The following is a 26,504-nucleotide window of genomic DNA, read 5'->3' on the forward strand; positions in this document are numbered from 1 at the left end:
ATCACCTTCACCCAAGTTTGCCGTTTTCCCCTCTTCATCTGGAAAAACGCGAAATGTTTAGTAATACCCCTACCCCTGTAAGCATCAGCGTCAGCGATGACCCGCCGTAGCTGAGAAAAGGCAAGGTGATTCCGGTAACCGGAAACATGCCGGTAACGACGCCGACGTTGATCACGACCTGAATGGCGATCATGCCGATAATCCCGAGCGCCAGCAGGCTGCCGAACAGATCGGGCGCCGTAATGGCCGTGCGCATGCCTCGCCACAGAAGCAGAAGGAATACGAGCAGCACCAGTGTCCCGCCGATGAAACCAAGCTCCTCGGCGATGACCGAGAAAATAAAGTCATTATAAGGCTCCGGCAGATAGAAATGCTTTTGTCTGCTCTGTCCGAGCCCCAGGCCGAACAAGCCGCCGGGGCCGATCGCATAAAGCGATTGAATGATTTGATAGCCTGTGCCCAGCGGGTCCTGCCAGGGATCGAGGAACGATGTGATCCGTTTGATCCGGTAAGGAGCCGACAGCACGAGCCCGACAAAACCGGCGACACCAATCAAGCCGAGGCCGACAAAATGGCTGATCCTGGCTCCTGCGGCGAAAATCATCATGACCGCCGTCCCCATCAGTACAGTCCCTGTGCCAAGGTCCGGCTGCAGCATGATCAAGCCAAAACAGACAACAGGGATCGCCAGTGCCGGGGCCAAACCTGTCCGAAACAGCACGATCTGTTTTTGATTGTCTGCCAGCCAGCGCGCCAGGAAGGCGACGACACCCAGCTTGGCAAACTCGCCCGGTTGAATCCCGAACGCTCCCAGACCAAGCCAGCTTTTTGAACCATTTACCTCAATCCCGATGATCAGAACGACGATCAAAAGGCCGATGCTGATCATGAAGCCGAGCTTGGCCCACTGCTTCCATACCCAGTAGTCGATATTCATCATCAAATACATCGAGGTGATCCCGAGCAAAGCAAAGATCAACTGACGCTTGGCAAAAAAATACGGATCGTTGAAGGGCGCTCTTGTTGCAACGATGGCACTTGCGCTGTACACCATCACGATGCCAATTCCTAATAAAAAAAGTGTTGCAAAAATAATCATGAAATCGGGGGCAGAGCGTACCTTGCTCATCGTGCAAAGTCATTCCTTTCTCACGCCGTCCCGAGATGATAGTCATTTGGTGAGACCGTGCAGGGACAAGGCGTTATGCTAGGCTTGTTTTAAGTCTATGCACAACGTCCTTAAACATGCTCCCCCTCACCTCAAATGAAGGAAACATATCCCAACTCGCGCATGCCGGACTCAGCAGGACAACGTCACCCGGCACGGCTGCCTCGGAAGCGGCAATAACGGCTTTTTCCACAGTATCGACATGGATCAGCCTGTTGATTCCTGCTTCTTTGGCTCGAGCCAGCAATATCGGTGCCGTCTCGCCGAAGGCAATCACAGCTTTGACATTTTTCTGCATGACCGGAATGAGGTCGTGAAAAGTGACACCTCTGTCCAATCCGCCGCAAATCCAGATCGTCGGTTCAGACAGAGCCTGCAGCGCTCGCGAAGCAGCCTCCGAATTCGTCGCCTTGGAATCATTATAGTACTTGACTCCTGCCACGGTCCCGACAAATTCCATCCGGTGCTCTACTCCGGCAAAGCTAGACAGCACCTTGGCGATTGCTTCGCTGCCCGCGCCTGCCAGCTTGCCGACCAATGCAGCCGCCAGCGCGTTGTCCAAATGAGCCACAGACAATCTGTCCAGCGGCAAAATTTCTTCCCGCTCCCCCGCTGCGTCTACGTAGACGATGACTCCATTGTCTACACAGACGCCACGCGGAACGGGCTGTTGCTTGCTGAAGTAATAAACCGATGCTCGCAAAGCCTCATCCGCAGGCCAAGCATCCGGCTGGTCGTAAGGCAAAATGGCGATGTCGTCAGACGTCTGGTTGGCAAACAGCTTCCATTTGGCTGCCTTGTACTCGTCCATCGTATGATGATAATCGAGATGTGCCGGATAAATGTTCATCAGCACGCCGATTTTCGGTTTGAACGAAAGCGTCCCCATCAGCTGAAAGCTGCTCAACTCGGCGACCAGCCATTGATCCGGACGGGCTTCTTGGGCAAGGCCGCACAAAACGGTTCCGATATTGCCCCCTGTAAGAGCGTCGATCCCCGCTTCCTGCAGAATCAATCCGACCAAAGTGGTTGTCGTGGTCTTCCCGTTGGACCCCGTAATTCCGATAATCGGCGCCTGGGAGACCTGGTAAGCCAGCTCAACCTCCGTCACAACCGGAACGCCCAGCTCGATCGCTTTGGCTACCGGCGCTGCCTCGTACCGAATCCCCGGATTTTTCACCACAAGCGCTACTCCCGGGTGAATCAAATCATCCGGATGGCCGCCGCAGATCACCTCGATGCCGAGCGCTTCCAGCTCGTCCGCGCCCGCCGCTTCCTCGCGCGGCTTTTGGTCATTTACGACAACATGCGCACCAAAGCGGTGCAGCAGTTTGGCCACCGCTACACCGCTCTTTGCCATGCCCAGAACGACGACGTGCTGATTTTGATAGTTGTTCATCGCAGAGTCACCACCTCGAGGTAGACGCCCAATCCAGCGAAGAAAATACCCACCAGCCAGAACGTGACGACCACGCGCCACTCTGACCAGCCCGTCAATTCAAAGTGATGGTGCAGCGGACTCATGCGGAAGATGCGCTTGCCTCTCGTTTTGAAAGAAACAACCTGAAGGATGACAGACAAGGTTTCAACGACGAAGACGCCGCCGATGATCGCCAATAACAGTTCGGTTTTGGTCATGATCGCAATGCCTGCCAGCGCTCCTCCAAGCGCCAGCGAGCCGGTATCGCCCATAAACACGCGGGCGGGATGAGCATTGAATACGAGGAATCCGAGAACCGCGCCGACTACAGAGGCGCTGAAAATGGCTGTATCGTAATTCTGGCTGAACCAGGCAATGATCGCATAAGCTCCAAATGCAATCGCTCCTGTCCCCGCCAAAAGTCCGTCGAGACCGTCTGTAATATTGACGGCATTGGTGGTACCGACCAACAGGAACAAAAGGAACGGAAAGTACAATACTCCCAGTTCAATGTTCCAGGGAGTGCCTGGCAAATGGAGCGAGGTGTCATGACCCATCAGGTGCAAAAGATAATAGGCACCGATAGCTAAAAGGATTTGGCCGGCAAATTTTTGTTTTGCAGTCAGTCCCAGATTGCGCTTTTTGATAATTTTGATGTAGTCATCCAAAAAACCGATCAATCCGTATCCAATCGTGACCAGCATCAAAAAGAGAACTTCGATGGTGGCATTGGCAAATTTAAGCACAGTGAATATGAGTGCCAACAAAATGATGGTCCCCCCCATCGTGGGGGTCCCTGCTTTTTTCTGATGGGATTGTGGTCCTTCCTCCCGGATCGCCTGCCCAAATTTCAAGCGGCGCAGGACGGGGATGAACAAGGGACCGATGAGTACGGCGATGAGAAACGCGGCTACGATCGTGACTAGGAGTACGTTGTCAGCGAACATGCCCGACCCTCCTTTCTCTGATGCTATTCAAGAATATGTGCTTCTATTCGTTCTTCTGCCCTCTGATAGCTTCTTTTGCCACTTCCCGGTCATCGAAAGGCAAAACCTCGCCCTTGATGATCTGGTACGTCTCATGGCCCTTTCCGGCGATCAGGATCACATCGCCATCAACTGCAAGGGATACGGCATGCCCGATCGCTTCCCGTCTGTCCACGATGGAAGTGTAACGGTCCGGAGCGGTTTTCTTCAGACCGGCGAGCATGTCATCGAGAATCGCCTGCGGGTCCTCGGACCTCGGGTTATCTGAAGTTAAGACGGTCAGATCAGCGTATTTCGTTGCAATTTGCGCCATAATCGGGCGCTTTGTCTTATCCCGGTCACCGCCGCAACCGACGATGCAGAACACTTTTCCTTTGGCAAATTCCTTGATCGTCACAAGCGCGTTTTCCAGACTGTCCGGCGTGTGCGAATAGTCGACGAGCACGGCAAAAGGCTGCCCTGCATCAACGGACTCAAACCGCCCACTCACGCCTTGCACCTGTTCGAGACTGGACTTGATCGCCTCTAGCGAAATTCCTTCGGCCAATCCGACCGCCATCGCCGCCAGCGCATTGTAGACGTTGAACTTGCCCATCAGCTTCAAAGACAGTTTGACAGAGCCTTGAAACGTATGGGCGACAAATGTCGTCCCTTTTGTGCTGATCTCAATGTCCACCGCTCTGATGTCAGCAGGGTTGTCAATACCGTACGTGATGACCCTGGCCGGTGTGACGGTGGCAAAAAAGCCGGACGCCTCGTCATCCGCATTCAGCACGGCTGTTTTCATCCGCTGCGGATCGTATTCATTGCCCAGTTGGGCGAACAAAAGCGACTTGGCGTGGCGGTAATTCTCCATGGTCTTGTGGTAATCGAGATGATCCTGCGTCAAGTTGGTAAAGACGGCTGTATGTACATTGCAACCGCGGACGCGGCCCAGCTCCAGCGCATGGGAAGACGCTTCGATAATGGCGTACTCCGTATCGATATCGCGCATGCGGCGAAAGCTTTCCTGCAGCTCCAGCGCATCCGGCGTCGTGTTTTTTACTTCCTCGGTGACATTGCCGATTCTCATGTGAATGGTGCCGATCAAACCGGTACGCTTCTGCTGATCAGATAAAATCTTGTCGATCAGATGGGTCGTGGTCGTTTTTCCATTGGTACCCGTAACCGCGATCACCTTCAATTCACGCGTCGGGGACCCGTAAAAGCGGTCAGCCAGCATCGCCATTGCCCGACGGGTATCAGGAACCCGAACAATGGTTGCTGGCACGTCCACATCCTTTTGAGCCAACACAGCCACGGCTCCCTTTTCCACCGCCTGCGCTGCAAACGTATGTCCATCCACGGTAAAGCCAGTCAAACAGACAAATAAAAAGCCGGGCTTTACTTTGCGTGAATCTGCTGTTATTCCTGTAATTTCGATGCTGTCATCCCCAGTAGCATGCACTGGCAACAAGGGAGCAAGCAGATCCCGAAGCAACATAAAACTGGCACCCCATTCTTTCCCTATTATAGACAAAAGCCAAGCAAATTCTACAAAAGCGGAGGGTGAGCACCTGTGTACAAGCCTCTTCCGCTCCGCTCCGAATACTCATTTTATAGCTAATCGCTTGATTTGTCACCAAGGTAGATACGAATTTTTGAGCCTTCCTCAATTTTGACTCCGGCCGCAGGCGATTGCTGGATGACATGTGACCCCTTGCCTTCGACAACGAGCGGCAGCTGATCATAGGTCGTTGCCACCTCGCGCATGGAGAGCCCCACCATCTGCGGCACCTCCAGGTAGTTCTTGTCGCCAAGCGCCCTGTTTACTTCCCTTTCGATCCCGTCCTTGCGTTTGGGTACGCCCAAGTGCTGCAGGGACGACTCCAAAATGTTCTTCACGCTGGGCGCGGCAATCAGTCCGCCGAATGCGAGCGCCTTCGGGTTGTCGACTGCGAAATAGACGAGTATCTGGGGATCGTCTGCAGGGGCGAAGCCGATAAAAGACACGATGTACTCGCCGTTTACATACCTGCCGTCCCTCACCTTTTGCGCCGTACCGGTTTTTCCGCCGACGCGGTAGCCTTCGATGTACGCGTTCTTTCCGGTTCCTCTGGCCACGACACTTTCCAGGGCGTAGCGGACTTTTTCAGAAGTCTCGGGAGTGATCACCTGACGAACCTCCGTTGGCAGCGTCCGGCCGACGATGTCATGCGTAACACTGTCCCGCCACTCCTTGGCGACGAACGGTTTCATCAGCTTCCCGCCATTTATCGCCGCCGAAACAGCAGCCATCTGTTGGATCGGGGTCACCGAGACCCCCTGCCCGAATGAGGTCGTACCCAGTTCAACAGGTCCTACCCGATTCAGATTAAACAAAAGACCGTTCTCTTCTCCAATCAGGTCAATGCCCGTCTTTTGGCCAAATCCAAATTTTTTGATGTACTCAAACAGCCTTTCCTTTTGCAGGCGTTGCCCCATGGTGACAAAGCCGGGGTTGCAGGAATTTTCCACGACTTCGAGCATCGTTTCCTGCCCGTGCCCCTGCCGCTTCCAGCAGCGCAGACGCTTGCCCGCGACCATGATGTAGCCGGGGTCAAAGAAGCTTTCGTCCAGCTTGACCTCACCTTCGTTGAGAGCTGCGGCCAGTGTTACGATCTTAAAGGTGGAACCGGGCTCGTACGTTTTCCAGATCGGCAGGTTCCGGTTGTAGATTTCGCTTGGATAATCCCTGTACTTTTCGGGATGGTAGGTTGGGCGGCTGCCCATGCCGAGAATCTCGCCTGTCTTCGGGTTCATTGCGATCGCAAGTACATCGTCCGGCTGATATGCAACCATCGCTTCATCCAGCTCCCGCTCGATAAACGACTGAATTTGACTGTCGATGGTCAGGTACATATCCATCCCGTCGACCGGCGCTACGTATTCTTCTGACCCGCCCGGCATCGTTTGTCCTGTCGCATCGGCAAGATAGGATACATATCCCTCTTTGCCTTGCAGGAACTGGTCGTATATCCGCTCAAGTCCGGTCAAGCCCTGGTTGTCGATGCCCGTAAAACCAAACAGATGGGCTGCCATCGTCCCGTTTGGGTAGAAGCGTTTGGAATCTTCTACGACGACAATGCCCGGAAGGTTCAACTCCTGGATTTGCCGCGCTTTTTCTTCAGAAATTTTCCTGCCGCCTGGAACGCGATTGATCCTCTCTTTCTTCATAATCCCCTTGTAAACGACGTCTTCCGGCTGGCCCAACAATACTGCCAGCTGCTTCGCCGTCCCATGCGGGTCTTTGATCTGAACCGGAATCGCGACCACGGAAGGAACGCTGATGTTTGTCACCAGCTCCTTGCCATTGCGGTCAAGAATTCGCCCTCGCTTCGGCTCGTATTTGATGTCGCGGTTCCACAGCTTCAACGCCTTTTCCTGGAGCTCCGGCCCCTTGACCAGTTGTACGTAGCCTAGCCTCGTAATCAGAGCCGTATACAACACGATTCCGATAACCAATGCGACAAAAATGCGGCGTCTCACGGTTACATTGGATACCCGCACAGCGAGTCCCCCCTTATGACACAGGTTGTCTCATTCCTACCCTATTCGGAGGGGGGACAGGTTAGAACCTATGGCTGTGCGGTTGTCGATCCGGCCGGAGCAGCAGGCGGCCCTGCGGGAATCTGCTGTGTGCCCGGCACAGTATTGTTTGGGTAGGGATACTGCCAGGTTGCTTGTCCCTGCGGCAAGCTTTGGCCTGTTCCGACCGGCATTTGTCCCGCACCGGCAGGTTGCCCCGGATAGCCTTGATAGCCCTGATAGCCGGAATAGCCTCCAGTCGGAACAGCTTGTGTTCCCGGGGCGATACCTGTGCCCGATTGCACGGCTCCTGGCGGATAAACCGGTGGATACGTTCCCGGTGTCCCAGATGTCCCTGTCGTCGAAGCGGGATTGCCACTCCCTGTCGTACCTGTCTGGGGAACTCCAGGTACGGTCGTATTCCCGCTATCGCCTTGAGGTGTACCGTTACCAGGCACTGTTGTTTGCGAAGAGCCTGGTGGAGGCTGCCCTCCAGCAGCGTTCGCTGCACCGGACTGGCCATCAGGCGAATTTGCGTCCGGTTGGGCTCCGCCCGGATCTGTTGCCGTTCCTGGCACCACGCCTTGACCAGGCTGCAGTGCCGGAGAAAGCGGACCGGATGACGGCTGGAGAGTAATCTGAAGCTGCTCTCCTCCTTTTAACGCTGTACCTGGCGGAATATTTTGCTGCGTGACGAAGCCGGCGCCGTACGAGGTGATCTTGAGCTGCATCAGCGATGCGAACTCCATGACTTCGCGCAGCGATTTCCCTTTGAAATCAGGCATTTTTGAACCTTCGATTCGGTCTGTTACAAGCGTGACCGTCGATCCGGGCACCACTTTTTCATAAGGAGCCGGGTATTGATTGACAATCTTCGTCCCGGTTCCCATGATGTTGACCGTGATGTTGTCCTGCTCTGCCCTGAGCTTGGCGGCTGTTGTAGACATCCCGACCAGCTTGGGCATGCTGACCTCGCGAACTTGCTCTGCCTTTGCAATGGCCTGCTCCGTCACCGTTTGGGCATTTTTCTCGGCTCCTACCGCATCCGGCTTTTGCTGCAGGTACTGGAGGCTGCGCTCCATGACGGATTTGAAGATCGGCGCTACGAAATTTTTTCCCCATGAACTGTAATGCTCGTTTGTGGTCGGGTCATCCACGACGACGTAGACAAGCAAACGGGGATTGTCTTTGGGAGCAAAGCCGATAAAGGACACGATATAGTGCTGCCCCTCCATAATTCTTCCCTTGTCGTCGTACTTTTGGGCCGTTCCCGTTTTACCTGCAACATGGTAACCGTCTATAAAGTACGATTTCCCTGTACCATGCTCTCCGGTAATGACCGTTTCCAAAACATCACGAGTCTTTTTGGCGGTCGCCTCGCTTACGACACGGTGGACCACTTCCCGCTGGCTGCGTTTTACGACTGCTCCCGTCACCGGATCGCGCATTTCTTTTACGATGTGCGGCTTGAGCAGCTCGCCGCCGTTGGCGATGGCTCCTACCGCTGCCACCTGCTGGATCGCGGTGACGGCCACCCCTTGCCCAAAAGTGGTAACGGCAATGTCGCGCTGGGAAGCCGGTTTCAGCAGGTTGTTCAAAATCCCTTTCTTCTCGTACGGCAGCTCGATGCCTGTCGGCTTGCCGATCCCGAAATTCTCAAAGTACTTTTTCAAAAGCTCAGGTCCAAGGTAGTCGTATCCCATGATGACAAACACGACGTTACTCGATCTTTGCACCCCTTCAAGGAAGGAGATGGTGCCCCAGCCCGCCCCCTGGTTGTGGTCGCGGATGGGCGGCTTGAATTTCTTGTACGTCCCGGATTGATAGTATGCGTTCGGATCGAATTTGCCTTCTTCGATCGCTGCCGCCAGTGTAATAATCTTGAATGTAGAGCCCGGCTCAAACATGGTGGTTACGGCGTGATTCGTAAAGTTGGTAATCCCGGTAAAGTACGTATTCGGATTGAACTGCGGCCGGTTGCCCATCGCCAAAATCTCGCCGGTCTGCGGGTCCGCCACCACGACAGTCGCCCCTTTTGGCTTGTACTCCTGCTCGGCCTTGTCGAGCGCTTGCTCCACGTAATCCTGGATCGTCTTATCGATCGTCAGGTAGATGTTCATGCCGTCCTTGGCCGGCTTGTACTCCCGTTCGCCATCCGGCAATTGGTAGCCTACCTTGTCCGTGACTACATGCATCTCTCCCTTTTCGCCCCGGAGCTCTTTGTCGAACTGGAGCTCGATCCCCATTTTGGCCTCCTCTTCAAAGAAGTCCAAATAGCCGAGGACATGCGCTGCAAAGCTATTGTTCGGGTAGTACCTACGTGTCGTTTCGGTAATAATAATCCCCGGGAGTTGGTTGGTCTTCACTTTTTCTCCGCTTGGGAGCTGGGGGTACTGCAGGTTTTCAATGCCGACTTTTTGATTTTCGCTGATCTTTTTTCCGTATCTTCCCAGCTCAACAACTTGATTTGGCTTGGTCAGGATTCTCAACAGCTCATTTACAGGGGCATTCAGGATGGGCGCAAGCGCCTGTGCAGTATAATAAGGATCTTTCACGACATCCTGATCCCTGTCATCGCGAGGCTTGAGCCTTGCGCTCACATCATACGCCTTTCCCTCATAGGCCAAAATTTCCCCATTCCTGTCCAAAATGGCTCCACGCTTTGGCTTCAGCGTTTTCTCCAGATCCCACTGCTTTTGCGCGATTTCCATAATGCCTGTCGCTTCCACCGTCTGAATCCACCAAAGACGTACCGTGAGCGAGGAAAACAGTACGATTACACACAGGGCCAGGAGGATAATGCGCAAATTCACACGCCGTTTCAGTTCCATTTTGTTTCACTCCAAACCAAGGATATTCCATTGCATATCAAAAAACCGACTGTCAAAAGAAAAGCTTCCGTCGAATCATGTTCGACGAAGCCGGCGGATCTGCATTCGAACAGTCTTTTTATTCAGAAGACATTATGAAAAAATGTTACTCACTTGCGCAAGTAACATTTTCTACAGAGCTCATTGCTGTCCCGTGCTTGGGTTATGGCTGTTTCTTTTGACTCGCAGCTTTGCTTCCTTTCCCGTCCTTTTTTGCAGCTTCTTTGGATTGACCTACCAGATGAGCCGCTTCCGGATTGTACACCATTCCCATTCTCTCCGCTTCCATGATGATCCGATCGCGGTTGCTGAGCTGCTCGATCTGCAGCTGAAGACTGGTGTTCTTTTCCTTATTTATTCTGATCTCTTTCTTCAGGCGCTGTATTTCATAGTTGTACTGCGAGATTTGCGAATAACGAACACCAACCATCCCCACACCTATGACAACCAGGGTGATAAAAAACAGATACATCAGCTTCTCCTTGGTTGGTATAGACGGTTTGATGCGTACAGTCCGCTTCGTTTTCTTCTTGGTGACGGAACCTGGTGAATCCTCCAGTTCTACCGCGAGATTACTCCGGTAGTAGTAGCTCATCTCGGTCTCACTCCTTTTGCTCTGGCTGCGAGCGTCTCAAATTTTTTGCCGCATTCTTTTTCTATAACCTTTCAGCGACCCTCAGCTTGGCTGAACGCGCCCGAGGATTAGCCTCCAGCTCTTCTTCTGACGGCAGGATCGGCTTTCTGGTCACGATCTTGACCGTGGCCTTGTTTCCGCAGGCACATACAGGAAAGGAAGGGGGACAAATGCACCCTTTGGAAAAATCCTGATAAACCTGCTTGCAGATCCGGTCTTCGAGGGAATGGAACGTAATCACACTCACTCTACCTTCGGGACGCAGAATGCCGATCGCATCCACGATCGCATCCCGGAAGGCATCCAGCTCGTCATTGACAGCGATCCGGATCGCCTGGAACGTCCGCTTGGCCGGGTGGGGACCGGTACGGCGCGCTGCGGCCGGAATGGCTTCTTTAATAATTTCCACCAGCTCCCCTGTCGTCTCTACAGGAGCCTGCTGCCGCCTTTGAACGATTTGCCGGGCAATTCGCCGGGAAAATTTTTCTTCGCCGTATTCCCAAATGATTCGGGCCAGCTCCTGCTCGTCCCACTCGTTGATGATGTCGTAGGCGGTAAGCTCTCCCTGCTGGTCCATCCGCATGTCAAGCGGTGCGTCGGCATTGTAGCTGAATCCGCGCTCTCCTTCATCCAGCTGCGGAGACGAAACGCCCAGATCAAACAGTACGCCGTCTACACCATCGAGGCCCAGCTCAGCCACAATTTCTTTCAGATGGCGAAAGTTGCTTTTCACCAGCGTTACCCGATCTATGTAGGGAGCAAGACGTTCCTTCGCGTTATCCAGTGCCCAGTCATCCTGGTCAACCGCAATCAGTCGTCCGCCTGGCGCAAGCCGCGAAGCGATCAGACTGCTGTGCCCGGCGCCCCCGAGCGTACAATCCACATAGATGCCATCCGGCCGGATGTTCAGTCCGTCAACGGCTTCTTCTCGCAATACAGTTACATGATGAAAGGACAAAGCCGTCACTCCTAATTCAACGGGTGCACCTGAATGGTTCCGACGCACCGCATTTTCTCTGATTCCTATAAATCAAAATCCACCAGCTTCTCCGCAATCTCGGCGAAAGATCCTTCCGACTCCGCAAAGTAATTTTCCCAACGATCCTTGCTCCAGATCTCTACCCGATTGGATACACCGATGACGACGCACTCTTTTTGAAGCGCCGCGTAGTCGCGCAAAGTAGGTGGTATATTTACCCTTCCCTGCTTGTCCCACTCGCATTCCGCCGCTCCGGAAAAGAAGAACCGCGTAAAGGCGCGAGCATCCGCTTTGGTGAACGGCAGCGTCTTCAGCCGCTCCTCCAATGCTTTCCACTCTTCTGGCGGATAGACAAACAGACATTGGTCGAGCCCGCGGGTAATGACGAAGGAAGCCCCGAGGCCTTCACGGAATTTGGCAGGGATCGTCAACCGGCCTTTTTCATCGATACTATGTTGGTATTCACCCATGAACACGGCCTGTCCCCCACTTTCCTTCCGCTGACCTCCACTTTCCCCCACTTTTCCCCACTCGGTCACCTACTTGCTATTATAAATAAAAAATCCTGCTTTTGTAAGCAGGATTTTTCGTTGATTTTTTTACCGGGAAAAGACGCGTTTCGCGAAATTATTCGACCCAGCTGTCCAAGTATGCTTTTTGCTCGTCTGTCAGCTTGTCGATTGTGATGCCGAGTGCCTCCAGCTTGTAGCGGGCAACCATTTCGTCCAGCTCGTAAGGCACGTTCAGCACGTGTTTGCCGATAGACTCGTAGTTTTTGTTTACGTATTCGAGAGAGACGGCTTGCAGGGCAAAGGTCATATCCATGATTTCCGCCGGATGGCCGTCACCGGCAGCCAGGTTGACCAGACGTCCTTCGGCCAGGAGATACACTTTTCGACCATCTGCCAAGACAAATTCCTCGATGTCTTTGCGAACGGTGCGCTTGGATTTCGACATCGCTTCCAACTCAACCTTGTTCACTTCGACATCGAAGTGGCCGGCGTTGGAGAGAATCGCGCCATCTTTCATGACTTCAAAATGCTCTTTGCGGATGACATCGCGGTTTCCGGTCACTGTGACGAAATAATCGCCGTGCTTGGCCGCTTCGCTCATCGGCATGACTTCGAATCCGTCCATGTACGCCTCTACCGCTTTGATAGAGTCGATCTCGGTGACGATCACTTTCGCTCCAAGACCTTTCGCACGCATCGCAACGCCTTTGCCGCACCAGCCGTAGCCGACGACAACTACCGTTTTTCCAGCGACGACCAGGTTGGTGGTCCGGTTAATGCCATCCCATACGGATTGGCCTGTACCGTAGCGGTTGTCAAACAAGTATTTGCAGAATGCGTCGTTTACCGCAACCATCGGGAATTCCAGCTTGCCTTCCTTGTCGAGCGCTTTCAAGCGAAGGATTCCTGTCGTGGTTTCCTCGGCACCGCCGCGCACTTGGGAAAGAAGATCGCGACGCTCGCTGTGCAGGATCGTCACCAGATCGCCACCGTCGTCAATGATCAGGTCCGGACGCGTTTCCAGCGTTTTGATCAGATGGCTTTTGTACTCTTCCGGAGACGGATTGTATTTCGCAAAGACGCGAATGCCGTCTTCCACAAGTGCTGCGCAAACATCATCCTGTGTAGAAAGCGGATTGGAGCCGGTGATGGTTACCTCGGCACCGCCGGCTTGCACCACTTTCGCCAGGTAGGCGGTTTTTGCTTCCAGGTGCAACGAAATCGCTACTTTCAGGCCTGCAAACGGCTTTTCCTTTTCAAAGCGCTCGCGGATCCGGTTGAGGACGGGCATATGTTCTTTTACCCAGTCGATTTTCAGGTGGCCATTCGGCGCAAGCGCCATATCTTTTACGATGCTTTCAGAAACCATGTTCATGAGCGGATTGAACCTCCTTCTTCTACAAACAAACTATGATTTATCTTACCACATGATTTTTGTTTTTCCTATCCGTTCCATAACCCTATAACCAAAAAAGCAACTATTCCGCTTTGTTTTTGCCATTTAGATCTCACGGGCAGGCATCCCTTCGGTCAACAGATTGAAAAAGTGGCGCATCGCTCGCGGCATCCACTTCTTTTTATGGTATACGAGCTGGCGGTAAACGCGAATGTCTGGATGCGTAAAGGGCAAGACCGAGATCGTCCCCTTTTTCACCTCTTCGGCCACAGCGATCATCGGGACAAGTGCGATTCCCAGCCCGTATGCCACACACTGCTTGATCGCTTCCAGACTGCCAAACTCGAGCGAGGGTTCCAAGCTCGCTCCACTGTCGCGCAGGACTGACTCGATCATCGACCGATAGCTGCAGCCCGCCTCGGGAAAAATCCACTGTTCGCCATTGAAGTCACTCGCTTCAACCCGTTTTCGCGAAGTCAGCGGATGTTCGGGAGATGCAATGACGACCAGTTCTTCTTCTCCGAGATTTACGCTTTCCAGGTCGGGGTGGGATTGCAGCCAATCGAGTACAACCGCAAAGTCGTAAGTGCCCTCCTTGACACCCTGACGGAGCTCGTAGCAGATCCCCGGATTGAGCAGCACCCGAATCTGCGGCTGCTCGCGGCGAAACTGCTGCAAATAGGGGGGCAAGTAAAAAGCGGCGAGAGATTCCACTGTCCCGATGGTCAACGTGCCGGCTAGCTGAGCCTCTTCACTCAGTTGGGCCTTCGCCTCATCAAGCAGTCCGAGCAGCTGCCCGCTGTATTCCAGCAGCACTTCTCCGGCATGTGTCAGCCTGATTTTTCGTCCCCACCGCTCGAACAGGGTGACGCCAAACTCCTGTTCCAGATTCTGTATCTGAGTCGTAACACTGGATTGGGCATAACCAAGCACTTCAGCCGCTCGGGTAAAGCTGTGCCATTTCGCCACTTCGCGAAAGGTCTGCAAATAACGGGTATCCATCGGGCTCTCCCCTTTATTATTAAATCGTTTTTTTCGATTCTCATCATCGAATATTATAGATAACTCCGATGATAACGTCTATGCTACACTTCAAATACCAACAAATAAATAGCTTTCGGGAGACGAATTTACATGAAAAACTCGACTTCTCACACGTCAGGACTGGCGAAAACGCTGTCGCTTCCCCATATCGTCGCCCTGTATATCGGTGCCGTGATCGGTTCGGGAGTGCTGCTCATCCCCGGGATGGCGGCAGAAATGGCCGGCCCCGCCTCTGTCCTCGCCTGGCTGTTCATGGCCATCCTCGTACTGCCGATGGCCATCACCATGGGGCTGTTGTCCGCCCGACACCCTAGCTCAGGTGGCGTCTCCACTTACGTCAGGATGGCTTTCGGAGACCGCTATGGAAACATGGTCGGCTGGTTTTTTCTGTTGTCGGTTCCGATTGGCGCCCCGATCGTCGCTGTCACAGCGTCCCACTATGTCGCTGTCCTTTTGCAGTGGAGCCAGCTTCAAGTGTATCTCGCTGCAGGACTGATTCTTGGTTCTGTCGTCCTCATGAACGTATTTGGCCTGAAAGTCGCAAGCCGCGTCCAGACGGTTGTCGTTTCATTGATCGTGGCTATTTTGGTGATCGCGGTATTGGCCGCGCTGCCCCATGCTTCTGCCAGTCACTTTACTCCGTTTGCCCCGAATGGCTGGCTGAGTGTCGTGCAAGTGGCTGGCCTGTTGTTCTGGTGCTTTATCGGTTGGGAAGCGGTGACACACCTCTCCGAGGAGTTTGTCGATCCGGAGAAAAACGCGGTCCGCGGCGTCCTGTGGAGTGCATGCATCGTCGCTTTGCTTTACTTCGCCGTTGCCCTTATGACCGTTGCTACCCACAGCTATGGCGAAGGCCGGTCGGAAGCATCTCTGAGCGTGATGGTTCAGCTTTCGTTTGGCCCGATCGGAGGGTGGATTGTCAGTGTGACGGCCCTGTTTATCTGCGTCGCTGCGGCCAATGCGTATATCAGCGCCGCTTCCCGAATTGCCTATGCTTTGGCTCAGGAAGGCACGGCCCCGCGCTGGTTTGGCCGTCTCCATTCCAAATACGGGACGCCGGTCGGCGGACTGCTCTTTTTATCGATTTGTTTTTTCATCGTTCTATTCGTTCTTGCCATGGGCTGGATTGATCTCGCTCGTCTCATCCAGTTTCCCAACGCGACTTTTTTTGCCACCTATATCGGGGGCTGTCTTGCCGGTGTCCGACTCTTGAAGAACAGCCGGTATGGACGTATCGCTGCCTGGACATCGCTGATCGTTACCGGTGGGCTTTATCCTTTTCTCGGATGGTCGGCGCTTTATCCGCTGGTGATTGCCGGCGTTCTCCTGATATGGGAAAACTGGCAGCGAAAAGCTTCATAACCTGATGGCAAAGGAGCGGGCTTCGACATAAACAATGGGCATATGAATAGGTATCAGTCCAAAAGATGATAGTAAAAACGATTCATTTCCCAAACAAAAAAACAGCCGTTTCCGAAACAAAAAACAGCCGTTCCCTGCTTGTCAAACTTGAGCAGGAATGGCTGTTTTTCTTGTTCTCCGGCTTTACTCCGTCCCAGTTTGCAGGACAGTCTGGCAACCGTCAAACGAGCACGTGTAATCAATCTTTGTTTTTGCTGCCACCGTATCATCATCGTTTCGCTCGTCCCGTTCTATTGAAACGGGCAGCAAATTTTCCGCCTTTCCGGCAGTCCCTGCTACTCGTCTTTTCCGATCAACCGGAAGTCCTTTCCGTCCGCGGACGCGAGATAGAACGTCCTGTCTACACTGCCGCCCAGCTCTCCGGAATAGTATTGGACGGTCATCCGGTACTTGCCCTCGCTGATTTTCGCGTAGTAAATCAGTTCGTCAAAACGCGGAAAGCGAATGAAATCATAGACGTCGTATTTCATAAACGAGAAGTGCTCTTGCAGGAACTTTTCACTGACGGGCAGCTTGTTTTTTTGTACGTAGCTGACCAGATCGTCGTATCGCCGGATTTTCTCCTTGTCCATAACGGTTGTGACAAAGCTGTCTACCGCTTTTGTCATCGCCTGGCGCTCCGCCTCGGTTACCTTCCCCGGGTACAGCTCCTCCTGCGCTTCCCTGATCCTGTTCAGGAGGACCACCGCCTTCGCCCTGCTGACTTTGTCATTCGGGCGGAACGTCCCGTCCGGGTAACCAGCCATAACGCCTAGTTTATAGATCGGATACACCATCACTACCTGATGCTCATTGTCCACTGATACATCACTAAAAAAGCGGGACGTCGTACCCCGGTATTTTTCTCCCTCTGACTGTTTACCCAGCGCAGCCAAGGTCAATCTTGCCGCCTCAACGCGCGTCAGCGGCTCCTCAGGCTTTCCGCTCGGCAGTATGCCAGCTGGCAGCAAATGCTTATACGTTTTTTCCGACCAGCGGCCCTTCACGGGTTTCAGGTAAAGGTCCTGCGCGAAATCATCCGCTTCGTGTCCGTTAAATGGCGGCAGCATGCGCTCAACCAGCGCCATGAACTGCTCCTGGGAAACAGGTGTCTCCGGCCGAAACGTTCCATCCGGAAATCCTTGGACCCATCGTGCGCTTACCGCTTCTGCTATCTCTTTTTTGGCCCAATGCCGCTCGGTATCCACGAAGGTACCGCTGCTGGCTGCCAGATCGCTAATGCGGGCCTCGGCCGTCTGTCCCCCTGCTCCCAAACCGGATAGCAGCCAGGTAACAGAAAGAGCAACGGTCAACACCCATCTGCCTGTCGTCATTTTCTTGCCTCGCATGAAAAGTTTGACCACCTTTCGGAGAAAATCTCCTGTTCAAAAGGTATGACGTTTATATGCATGAAATGTTTCGACAAATCCCAACAAAACGGCAAGAAAGTTTTTCCATGGTGCATGGTCAGACCCTTCATTTCCGGGAGCACAAAAAAAGAAGCCGCAACCCGATCACAAACGGTGCGGCTTCACTCATGTTATCCGGTTTTACAGATAGACAACCTGATGGCTGCCATCGTGGACGAGGGGCGCTTCCACGAGCCGGTCGACAAGCGACAGACCGTATTTGTTTACGAACGGGATAATCGACAGCTTCCTCTCCTGCAATCCTCCTGCAGGATTCAGCGCCGCTTCCAGCCTCCACAGACGCCGCTTCCCGATATCTTCCCGCTGCTCCAGCGCCAGAACTAGCCGCCGCTCCAAAAAGTCTACCTGTTCCAATAGACGAGCCGCATTTTTCTCCGCCAACTGCTCCATTCCCGGCTCCAGGAGTGCAACCTCGCTGACGAGCGGCTGATACAGCTCCTGCATGGCGTCCCGGACATGCTGAAAGCGGTCCGTCAAGGGATGGGCTCCCCTGCTCGCTTCCCATTCCTCCTTCCACGCGGCAAACGAAGCCAGCGCCTTGTCGATGGGCAGGTCGAAATCTTTCAGCAAGCGGGCAATCGCCCCTTCAACCAGGGTGACGGAGACCCGCGGGAGCACGATCGGCAGCTGCTTGCCAAAAGCGGCAAACATCTCCTTGAAATACGCCCAGTAAGCAATCTCCCCCGCGCCAGCCACAAAAGCCAAGGTCGGGAAGAGATGCTCCTGCATCAGCGAGCGGGTGACTACATTGGAGCTGAATCGACAGGGATCTGTCTCGGCCAGCTCAATCATCTCCTCGCGGGTATACGTTCCCCGGCGGGTGACGAAGCGATCTCCGTGGCGGAGCAGCTGCAAACGATCCTTTCCTTCATACAGGAAGAGATTCGCCTCCTGTCCCCCCACCTCCAGCTGAAGCGGGTAGCCTGCACTCTCCAAACGGCCAGCCGCGTCGGCTACAAGCGCGCTGAGCTCCTCATTTCGCTGCAAAACTTGCGTAAAGACAGGCTTTTCCAGCTCTCTGACAAAAGGGAGAGAAGATTCGACCAGAATCAGGCCGTGCTTGCCAAACAAACTGGCCATCAGGCGGGCAAACCAATCGACGACGGTTTTTGACGATGCAGCAGCCTCTTCCACCCACCTGCGGATCGCCGCTGTCTCCTCCGTCTCTGTCAAATTGGCGAACAGCTTCTCCATGAATGCCTCGTACTCCGCACGTCCCAGCGGCACACTGCTGGCCGAAGGGCGTCCCGTACGCGGAAGGGAGATTTTCTCCTTATGCAGCTTTGTCTCTTGATCGGTGAGCCAGAATGTGTGGTCAATCTCATCGATGTCGTGATCCTCGCCGGCAATCCAGAACACAGGAACGACTTCTGCATTCAACTGTGCCGAAAGCTGCCTTGCAGCCTGAATCAGATGGACAGCCTTGTAAATCGTGTACAGCGGGCCAGTAAGGACACCAGCCTGCTGGCCGCCGATCACAACCATAGTACCCTGCTTTCGCAGCTTTTCGATCCCTTCCATCGCTCGCTGATGATTGCCGATCGCTTGATTGTAGGCAAGCAGCCCATCAGCTAGTTTGTCTCTGTGAGGAATCTCATTGTTTTCAAGCCATTCGAGCCGTTTCCGATACGATTCCATCTGGTACGGGGGATAGGTAAAAAAACGTAGCGCGTCGGCGTTTCCCAGCTGGTAATCATGAGCCAGCCGGTTGGCCAACGGCAGCGATACGCATTCAACATTCATAGAAGCTCACCTTTCTTACTCCATGTCACTGCAAATTATACCATGCCCCCCTCCCCCAAAAAAACAAGACAACCCGCCGTAATGGGTTGTCAAAGTGTAATTGCCATTGTATGAAATTAAAATTGCGGCGGAGTGACGGACCAGATCAGAACCGCTTCTTCCTCGCCCGTATTTTCGACACTGTGTGATTTGGTGCTGTCGAAAGTGATGCTGTCGCCGGCCTCCAGTACGTGCTCTTCATCGTTGAATCGCACGGTAACCGTTCCCTTCGTGACGACAAAGCACTCTTCTCCTTCGCCTTGCACGAATTTGTCCACTACCATTTCGCCTTTTTGCAGCTTTACTTCCAACATACCCAGTTTTGAGCTTCCCCCCGCAGACAATAACGCGTACGTCCCTGTTGACTCGGGAAAAACCATCTGTCTGCGCTTCGGCTTTCGCGTAACGTGGACCTGCTTCTGGTCGATGTCCTCGAAGAAATGGATGATCGAAGCCTCCAGAGCCTTCGTGATTTTCCACAGGGAATCAAGAGAAGGCTGAGAAATGCCGCGTTCGACCTGGCTGAGCAAGCCCTTGCTCAGTCCTGTTTTGTTCGCCATAATCTCCAGGGTAAAGCCACGCTCTTTCCGAATCATTCGAATCTTATGCCCAATCGATTCGATGGGAAGCCTCATAAATCCTACCTTCTTTCTTTATTGGTATGTGTATCGGTGCCGCGAGTGTTTATACGTCGCCCATCGTCTTAAAGATCCCGGTTGTATACAGCACTACGTAGACCAGTCCAAACAGGAGGAAAGACAGTCTCCAAACCGAGAAGCTCGCCTTCAACAGCGACAGCTTACCTTTCAGCCTGATTTGAACCCAGCCGATGAGTCCAATGGCCGCGAGAAAAAATCCGGTAATCCACCACCACGCAGACAGCGCTTCCGGCCAAATTACGCTATACGCGACGACAACGGCACGAATGAGCAAAAAATTCGTGATATTTACAGCCCAGCGTCCGGCCAAACGCCGGTCCTTTTTCCACAGATACACCAAAAAGTACGCCAGTGGGAATCCAAGAAAAGGAAACGCGGTCAACGTCGCCCAAAAATAGGTCCACGTCGTTGAAAAAAACGACCAAAGCTTACCCAAAAAGGTCAATGGCGGCCTCTCCCTTCCCCTTCACCATGTCTGTCTTCAGAAGCACGGCGCGCAGCAATGTCTCATGCATCGGGACGGGTATTCCGGTTTCCCTCCCCTTTTGAACGAGATAACCGTTGATAGCGTTTACTTCCGTGTGATTCCGCCGCCGGATGTCTTGCAACATTGAGGAAATGTTACGGGAAGTATTTCGGCAAATTTTTACAACTTCCTGCCAATCTCGCTCTTCAATTTTTTCACCGCAGCGCTCCGCTACGGCCGCGGCTTCCCAAAACAGTTCTTTCATGAATGTCACGGTGTGCGGGGATTCAAGCAGCATGCCGTTTGGCATCTCGAACAGAGCTGTCAACGGGTTGATCAAGGCATTTGCCAGCAGCTTTCTCCAGGCGAATGGTTTTATCGTATCCTCATAAACGGCCTGAAAACCACAGCGGTTGGCAAGCTCTACGAACGCGTTGCAGATCGGATCGCGCTCATCCTGTTCCGTCCAAGGACCTATGCGCAAAAGTCCCGTTCCGGTATGCTCGACCTCTACAGGGGACAGCCGGCGCGCTCCTTCCGTATTGCTTGCAAAAAAACACTGACGGCTTTCAAGCACCTGTGTCAATTTCTCATAATGTCCCATGCCGTTCTGGAGGGCCAATACCCGCGATGCAGCAGAAAGGTGGCGAAGATCAGGCAGGATCGCATCAAGATCCGACTGTTTGACCGCCAGCAGGTAAAGGTCTCCTTGCGGCAAACCGTCTTCCATCGGGTTGCTTCGGATTGAAGCCTTCTGCACCGTTCCGTCGAGCTGGCGAAGGGTTACTCCTGCTTGCGTCAAGAGCTGCGCCTGCTCGCGGGTGCGGGTGACGAGTGTGACTGACTGCCCGCTCAGCAGCAACCTGGACGCGTATAAAAGCCCTACAGAACCGCCGCCTATGACAACCAAATGGAGTGGTATCGACTGAAGCTGCATTTGTTCACCTACATTAATCAATACTTATTTCAAGAATACCAAAGTTGCTGGCAATGATCAATTATTCCTACGTAAAGAGATCGAAATTGTCAAAAAAATATTCACCTGCCGAAATAAAAAAGGCCATCCCTCTTGGGACGACCAGCGGGCGAAATGGTCACACCGGATAAACGGGGTGCTTTCGCTCTGAAAAAATCTGCTTCTTGTTCGCATAGACGTCAAATCTTGCAATCAGCTCCCGTCTCAGCTCTTCGGGAGGAATGATCGCGTCCACGATCAGATTGGAAGCGAGCAAATAGATGTCGATGTCTTCCTGGTACTCCTTCCGTTTTTGCATGATAAAGGCTTGCCGTTCCTGGGGATCTTCAATGGCTTGAATCTTGTTGCTGTAGACAGCATTCACCGCTGCTTCCGGCCCCATTACGGCTATTTGCGCTCCCGGCAGCGCGAGGCAGGAGTCTGGTTCAAAAGCAGAGCTGGCCATGGCATAAAGTCCTGCTCCGTAGGCCTTTCTCACGATAACCGAAATTTTCGGAACCGTCGCTTCCGCCATCGCGGATATCATTTTTGCTCCGTGGCGGATGATGCCGGCCCGCTCGACCGCCGTGCCGATCATGAAGCCCGGTACGTCCGCCAAAAACAGCAACGGGATTTGAAAGGCGTCGCACAGCGTGATGAACCTCGCCGCCTTGTCAGCCGAATCGACAAATAAGACGCCTCCCTTTACCCTCGGCTGATTCGCCACGATACCGATCGGCTTGCCATCGAGACGGGCAAGCCCCGTAATCAGTTCCTGCGCAAACAGCTTCTTCACCTCAAAAAACGAGCCTTCGTCGACCAACGCGTCGATCAGTTCATGCATGTTGAACGGAGCATTTTGATTCTCCGGGACGATCTCGCTGATTTTTTTCGCGTCTGGACGAGGCGACTTGGCGGCCCCAACCGGAGGCTTGGCCGTGTAGTCGGCAGGAAAGTAGCCGAGATAGCGGCGAGCGGCAGAAATCGCCTCTTCTTCATTGGCTGCCAGTACGTCTCCGCAGCCGCTGACAGAGCAGTGCATGCGGGCACCGCCGAGCTCTTCCAGTGTCACCTTTTCTCCGATCACCATCTCGGCCATCCGCGGGGACCCCAGATACATGCTGGCATTCTTGTCGACCATGATGACGATGTCGCAAAACGCCGGGATATAGGCGCCTCCGGCAGCGGAAGGTCCAAACAGGATGCAGATTTGCGGAATTTTGCCGGAGAGCTTTACCTGATTGTAAAAAATTCGACCTGCCCCCCGCCGGCCCGGGAACATTTCAAGCTGGTCCGTAATCCGTGCCCCGGCGGAATCGACCAGGTACAACAGCGGCACCCGCATTTTCTCCGCCGTTTCCTGAATGCGGATGATTTTCTCGACCGTCCGGGCACCCCAGGAGCCTGCTTTTACCGTAGAATCGTTCGCCATGACGCAGACCGTCTGTCCGTTTACTTTCCCGATAGCCGTAACGACTCCGTCTGCCGGCAGGTCGCCAGCCATAAAGTTGGCAAACAGGCCGTCCTCCACGTGAAATTCGTCGTCAAACAGAAGCTTCAAGCGATCACGGACAAACAGCTTGTTCTGCTCCTTCAGCTTGGCATGGTATTTTTCGTCTCCGCCCTTTTCCACCTGGGCGATGCGTTCTCTCAGCATGTCTTCTGCTTGTTTGCTCATGGGTGCCTACTACCTCCTCTTATTCGCCGCGATACACCGGCTTTCGCTTCTCTTTAAAGGCGTCGAGTCCCTCCTGCCGATCACGGGTAGGGATTAATACCTGATAGGCGTTGCTCTCCATGGCCAGCCCCGTAGCCAGGTCAGTCTCCAGACCGTAGTCGATCGCATACTTGGCCTGGGCCAAGGCGATCGGGGCATTTTCGGCAATCTCGCGGGCAAGCGACAGGGCAGCCGTCATGACTTGATCGGAAGCCGCCACCTTATTCACCAGTCCGATGGCAAGCGCTTCCCCGGCAGCTACGCGGCGGGCCGTAAAGATGAGCTCCTTTGCCACTCCTTTGCCGACCAGCCTGGGAAGCCGCTGTGTTCCGCCCGCGCCGGGAATGATCCCGAGGGACGTTTCCGTCAACCCCATCTGGGCTGTCTCGCTCATCACACGCAAATCACACGCGAGAGCCAGCTCCGTGCCGCCGCCAAGGGCAATGCCATTGATGGCTGCGATTACCGGCTTGGGAATCCGCTCCAGCTCGCTGAACGTGTCGCGGATTGTTCTGATGTAATGCTGTACCTGCAGATCAGTCATGGACCGCCTCTCCTTCAGGTCGGCCCCGGAGCAGAAAGCCCTGTCTCCCGCTCCGGTGACGATCAGCACACGCACGCTCCGATCCACGGCTGCCTCGGCAACCGTTTGCCGCATCGCGAGCAAAGTGTCCAGGTTGAGGCAGTTAAACACCTCAGGGCGGTTTATCGTCAATATCCCGATCAGTCCTTCTTTTTCATACAAGACAGTCATGCTTTGCCTCCTTCTGCCCGGGATTCGGGTTGTCTTCTGTGCGACTGGGCCAAGGCGGCCTGGAGCACCTTGGATGGCAGGGCGCGTCCCAAAAGCTGCTGGACATACGCTCCCGCCTCGACCAGCTTCTCCAGGCTGACCCCTGTCTCGTATCCCATCCCGTGCAGCATGTAAACAAGGTCTTCGCTCGAAATGTTTCCAGATGCCCCCGGCGCATATGGACAGCCGCCAAGCCCTCCGATCGAGCTGTCAAAGATCCGTATGCCCTCGTCCAGCGCTGCGGCGACATTTGCCAGACCAGTACCGCGGGTATCGTGAAAGTGACCGGCCAAGCGCTCAGTCGTAACATCTTTCACAAGCGCCGCAAAAACTTGATGAACCTGCAGGGGTGTAGCCACTCCTATCGTATCGCCAATCGAGACCTCATAGACCCCCATCGAAATCAGCTCATTCGTGACTTTGCGGGTGTTGTCCAGGGGAACCTCTCCCTCGTAGGGGCAGCCGAACACCGTCGACACATAGCCGCGGACACGCATGCCCAAGGCCAATGCTTCCCTGGCTGTCTCGCGAAGGACGGGAAAGGTCTCCTCGATCGACTTGTTAATGTTTTTCAAATTGTGCGTCTCCGATGCGGACATGAACAGGGCTACTTCGGTCAAGCCGCACTCCCGCGCCCGCTCCAGCCCTTTCAGGTTTGGAACAAGGGCGCTGTACCTCACGCGTGACTGGTGCGGAAGCGAGCGGCAAACCTCTCCCGCATCAGCCAGTTGGGGAATCCACTTCGGGTTTACGAAGGAGCTCGCTTCCACTCTTTGCAGTCCGGCTTCCGCCAGCATCTCGATCAGCCGGATTTTTTCCGGAGCGGAGAGCACTTTTTGTTCGTTCTGCAGTCCATCGCGCGGTCCGACCTCGACAATTTGTACCTGCATGGACGCTCCCCCTTTCCTAGCGGGCGCTCAGTTTAGAAGCAGCCCCATTCTATTCCAGTACGACGATCACATCTCCATCGTTGACAAAATCGCCGCTGTTGACTTTGATCTCGGCAACAACGCCGTCTGCTTCCGCCTGAACCGGCACTTCCATCTTCATTGATTCCAGTACGATCACATCTTGACCGGCTTTGACTTGATCGCCTTTTTGCACCAGGATGTTGATGACTGTTCCTGCCATCGTTGCTGCTACATTCTTCATTTTGCTCGCACTCCTTAGACTGATTTTTGTTTCCGTTCCTGGATGAAACGAGTGGTATAGGTTCCCCGGACGAACTGCTCGTCTTCGAGTACCTCCAGCAAGAATGGAATATTGGTTTTGATTCCGGTGAGGACAAATTGCTGCATTGCCGCTTTCGCCCGCTTGATCGCTTCGCTCCGGTCCGCTCCGGAAGCGATGACCTTGGCAATCATCGGATCGTAGAACGGGGTCACTTGTGTCCCTGTTTCCACACCGTCGTCGATCCGGACGCCCTCCAGCTGCGGCGGCTGATACAGCGTGATCGTTCCCGGCGAAGGCATAAACGTGACCGGGTCTTCTGCATAGACCCGCAGCTCTATCGCGTGCCGGATCGCCTTGATATCTTCCTGAGCAAATGAGAGTTTTTCTCCTCTCGCAATAGCCAACTGCATGGCGACCAGATCAAGTCCGGTCATTTCCTCCGTGACAGGGTGTTCTACCTGCAGGCGTGTATTCATTTCCAAAAAATAGAATTGTTTGTTTCCATCGACGATGAACTCTACTGTTCCGACACCGGTGTAGCCTACAGCACGTGCTGCCTGCACCGCTGCGCTGCAGAGCTTCTCTCTCGTATCGTCGTCCAAAAAGGGAGAAGGACTTTCCTCCAGTACCTTCTGATGTCTTCTTTGGATCGAGCACTCTCTCTCCAGAATATGCAGAACGTTTCCGTGAATGTCCCCGGCGATCTGCACTTCGATGTGACGTGGCTCATCGACATAGCGCTCAATGTACATCGCATCGTTGCCGAAGTACGCCTTTGCCCTGCCCTTTGCCGATTGATACGCTTGCCTCAGCTCGGCTTCGTCACGGCAAATCTGCATGCCGATCCCCCCGCCGCCAGCGCTCGCTTTCAGCATGACCGGATACCCGATCTCCGAAGCCAGCTGCGCCGCCTCGTCAGGAGACTTCGCGGGTTCCTTGCAGCCTGGTACGATCGGGACTCCTGCGTTGTGCATCACGTTTCGAGCCGTCAATTTATCTCCCATCTGGGCGATCACCTCTGGCGATGGACCGATGAAGAGCAGGCCTTCCTCCTGACAGCGGCGGGCAAACGCTGCATTTTCGGACAGCAATCCGTAACCCGGATGAACGGCATCCGCCCCTGTCTGTTTGGCCGCAGCGATGATGGCGTCTACATTGAGGTAACTGTGCGGTACCGGTGGCGGGCCGATATGTACGGCCTCGTCTGCTTCACGGCCAAAGGGAAGATCTTTGTCTGCGTCTGAAAACACCGCTACCGTCCCCAGCCCCTGCTCCCGGCAGGTGCGAATAATCCGCCTGGCGATTTCCCCGCGATTGGCGATCAATACTTTTCGCATGGCAACGCTCCTCTCCAAGACCAATCGGCCGGCACCGTGAAACCGTTTGCAACTCGTCCGGACGATTGTCGAAATTGTTTTGCTTCTCTCTATTTTGCCATGAGATATGACATAGTTCTAGGTTGAAATTTAAATTTTTTCCATGGAGACGAAAACATTTTTTGCAAACAGATGGGACAAAAGGAGAAAATGCGCTCAGATGTAACCGATTTTGTGTATAATGATAAGTAATGTTA

At 53.9% G+C, this 26,504-nt stretch carries 22 protein-coding genes; 1 reads left to right on the top strand and 21 read right to left on the bottom strand.

Annotation, left to right across the window (positions count from 1 at the left end):
* Positions 1 to 34: 34 nt before the first annotated feature.
* From spoVE to NST37_RS16270, 11 genes are all read right to left on the bottom strand, one after another.
* Entirely contained in the window at positions 35 to 1,129 is a 1,095-nt protein-coding gene (gene spoVE / locus NST37_RS16220) for a stage V sporulation protein E (protein ID WP_003386257.1), read from the bottom strand.
* Positions 1,130 to 1,202: 73 nt separating this feature from the next.
* Positions 1,203 to 2,567, bottom strand: a complete 1,365-nt coding sequence (murD, locus tag NST37_RS16225; protein WP_024984201.1) for a UDP-N-acetylmuramoyl-L-alanine--D-glutamate ligase — start codon at positions 2,565 to 2,567, stop codon at positions 1,203 to 1,205.
* Positions 2,564 to 3,535, bottom strand: a complete 972-nt coding sequence (gene mraY / locus NST37_RS16230; protein ID WP_003386259.1) for a phospho-N-acetylmuramoyl-pentapeptide-transferase — start codon at positions 3,533 to 3,535, stop codon at positions 2,564 to 2,566. Before mraY ends, murD begins: the two co-directional genes overlap by 4 nt.
* A 43-nt stretch (positions 3,536 to 3,578) precedes the next feature.
* Entirely contained in the window at positions 3,579 to 5,057 is a 1,479-nt protein-coding gene (locus NST37_RS16235) for a UDP-N-acetylmuramoyl-L-alanyl-D-glutamate--2,6-diaminopimelate ligase (protein WP_339185565.1), read from the bottom strand.
* Positions 5,058 to 5,176: 119 nt separating this feature from the next.
* Entirely contained in the window at positions 5,177 to 7,102 is a 1,926-nt protein-coding gene (locus NST37_RS16240) for a stage V sporulation protein D (protein ID WP_024984202.1), read from the bottom strand.
* Positions 7,103 to 7,170: 68 nt separating this feature from the next.
* Positions 7,171 to 9,951, bottom strand: a complete 2,781-nt coding sequence (locus NST37_RS16245) for a PASTA domain-containing penicillin-binding protein (RefSeq protein WP_031932811.1) — start codon at positions 9,949 to 9,951, stop codon at positions 7,171 to 7,173.
* A gap of 202 nt (positions 9,952 to 10,153) precedes the next feature.
* On the bottom strand, positions 10,154 to 10,585 hold the full coding sequence (gene ftsL / locus NST37_RS16250; RefSeq protein WP_003386265.1) for a cell division protein FtsL: 432 nt from the start codon (positions 10,583 to 10,585) through the stop codon (positions 10,154 to 10,156).
* Positions 10,586 to 10,646: 61 nt separating this feature from the next.
* Positions 10,647 to 11,591 (bottom strand): 16S rRNA (cytosine(1402)-N(4))-methyltransferase RsmH, encoded by a 945-nt coding sequence (gene rsmH, locus NST37_RS16255; protein WP_031932810.1) that lies wholly within the window; start codon positions 11,589 to 11,591, stop codon positions 10,647 to 10,649.
* 56 nt (positions 11,592 to 11,647) lie between these two features.
* A complete protein-coding gene (mraZ, locus tag NST37_RS16260; protein WP_003386267.1) occupies positions 11,648 to 12,079 on the bottom strand; it encodes a division/cell wall cluster transcriptional repressor MraZ in 432 nt (143 codons plus the stop codon).
* 151 nt (positions 12,080 to 12,230) lie between these two features.
* Positions 12,231 to 13,490: an adenosylhomocysteinase gene (locus NST37_RS16265; RefSeq protein ID WP_003386269.1), complete on the bottom strand. Its 1,260-nt coding sequence runs from the start codon at positions 13,488 to 13,490 to the stop codon at positions 12,231 to 12,233.
* Between the two features lie 126 nt (positions 13,491 to 13,616).
* On the bottom strand, positions 13,617 to 14,513 hold the full coding sequence (locus NST37_RS16270) for a LysR family transcriptional regulator (protein ID WP_003386270.1): 897 nt from the start codon (positions 14,511 to 14,513) through the stop codon (positions 13,617 to 13,619).
* 132 nt (positions 14,514 to 14,645) lie between these two features.
* Between NST37_RS16270 and NST37_RS16275 the strand changes: the two genes are divergently transcribed.
* Positions 14,646 to 15,917 carry an amino acid permease gene (locus tag NST37_RS16275; RefSeq protein WP_003386271.1) on the top strand — a complete coding sequence of 424 codons (1,272 nt, stop codon included), beginning with the start codon at positions 14,646 to 14,648 and terminating at the stop codon, positions 15,915 to 15,917.
* Between the two features lie 335 nt (positions 15,918 to 16,252).
* On the opposite strand, the gene NST37_RS16280 is transcribed toward NST37_RS16275, so the two are convergent.
* The 10 genes from NST37_RS16280 to NST37_RS16325 all read right to left on the bottom strand — a co-directional run bounded on the left by NST37_RS16280 (position 16,253) and on the right by NST37_RS16325 (position 26,268).
* Complete coding sequence (locus NST37_RS16280; RefSeq protein WP_339185566.1) at positions 16,253 to 17,305, bottom strand: S-layer homology domain-containing protein; 1,053 nt, start codon at positions 17,303 to 17,305, stop codon at positions 16,253 to 16,255.
* A 201-nt stretch (positions 17,306 to 17,506) separates the two neighbouring features.
* Positions 17,507 to 19,129, bottom strand: coding sequence for a bacillithiol biosynthesis cysteine-adding enzyme BshC (gene bshC / locus NST37_RS16285; protein WP_339185567.1), 1,623 nt, complete (start codon positions 19,127 to 19,129; stop codon positions 17,507 to 17,509).
* A gap of 116 nt (positions 19,130 to 19,245) precedes the next feature.
* On the bottom strand, positions 19,246 to 19,803 hold the full coding sequence (locus NST37_RS16290; protein WP_003386275.1) for a cupin domain-containing protein: 558 nt from the start codon (positions 19,801 to 19,803) through the stop codon (positions 19,246 to 19,248).
* Between the two features lie 49 nt (positions 19,804 to 19,852).
* Entirely contained in the window at positions 19,853 to 20,272 is a 420-nt protein-coding gene (locus NST37_RS16295) for a DUF3397 domain-containing protein (RefSeq protein WP_003386276.1), read from the bottom strand.
* Positions 20,256 to 21,230: a 2-dehydropantoate 2-reductase gene (locus NST37_RS16300; protein ID WP_171506295.1), complete on the bottom strand. Its 975-nt coding sequence runs from the start codon at positions 21,228 to 21,230 to the stop codon at positions 20,256 to 20,258. The genes NST37_RS16295 and NST37_RS16300 overlap by 17 nt, the downstream gene beginning before the upstream one ends.
* 157 nt (positions 21,231 to 21,387) lie before the next feature.
* On the bottom strand, positions 21,388 to 22,926 hold the full coding sequence (locus NST37_RS16305; protein WP_327970433.1) for an acyl-CoA carboxylase subunit beta: 1,539 nt from the start codon (positions 22,924 to 22,926) through the stop codon (positions 21,388 to 21,390).
* 19 nt (positions 22,927 to 22,945) lie between these two features.
* Positions 22,946 to 23,719 (bottom strand): enoyl-CoA hydratase-related protein, encoded by a 774-nt coding sequence (locus tag NST37_RS16310; RefSeq protein ID WP_003386279.1) that lies wholly within the window; start codon positions 23,717 to 23,719, stop codon positions 22,946 to 22,948.
* Positions 23,716 to 24,648 (bottom strand): hydroxymethylglutaryl-CoA lyase, encoded by a 933-nt coding sequence (locus NST37_RS16315; protein WP_003386281.1) that lies wholly within the window; start codon positions 24,646 to 24,648, stop codon positions 23,716 to 23,718. Before NST37_RS16315 ends, NST37_RS16310 begins: the two co-directional genes overlap by 4 nt.
* A 49-nt stretch (positions 24,649 to 24,697) precedes the next feature.
* A complete protein-coding gene (locus NST37_RS16320; protein WP_003386282.1) occupies positions 24,698 to 24,910 on the bottom strand; it encodes an acetyl-CoA carboxylase biotin carboxyl carrier protein subunit in 213 nt (70 codons plus the stop codon).
* Between the two features lie 14 nt (positions 24,911 to 24,924).
* The gene (locus tag NST37_RS16325; protein WP_339185568.1) at positions 24,925 to 26,268 is read right to left on the bottom strand and encodes an acetyl-CoA carboxylase biotin carboxylase subunit; all 1,344 of its coding nucleotides are present in this window, start codon (positions 26,266 to 26,268) and stop codon (positions 24,925 to 24,927) included.
* Positions 26,269 to 26,504: the final 236 nt, after the last annotated feature.

Origin of the sequence: Brevibacillus sp. FSL K6-6036 (genome assembly GCF_037964015.1) — a bacterium.
In the GTDB taxonomy this organism is placed as follows: domain Bacteria; phylum Bacillota; class Bacilli; order Brevibacillales; family Brevibacillaceae; genus Brevibacillus; species Brevibacillus borstelensis.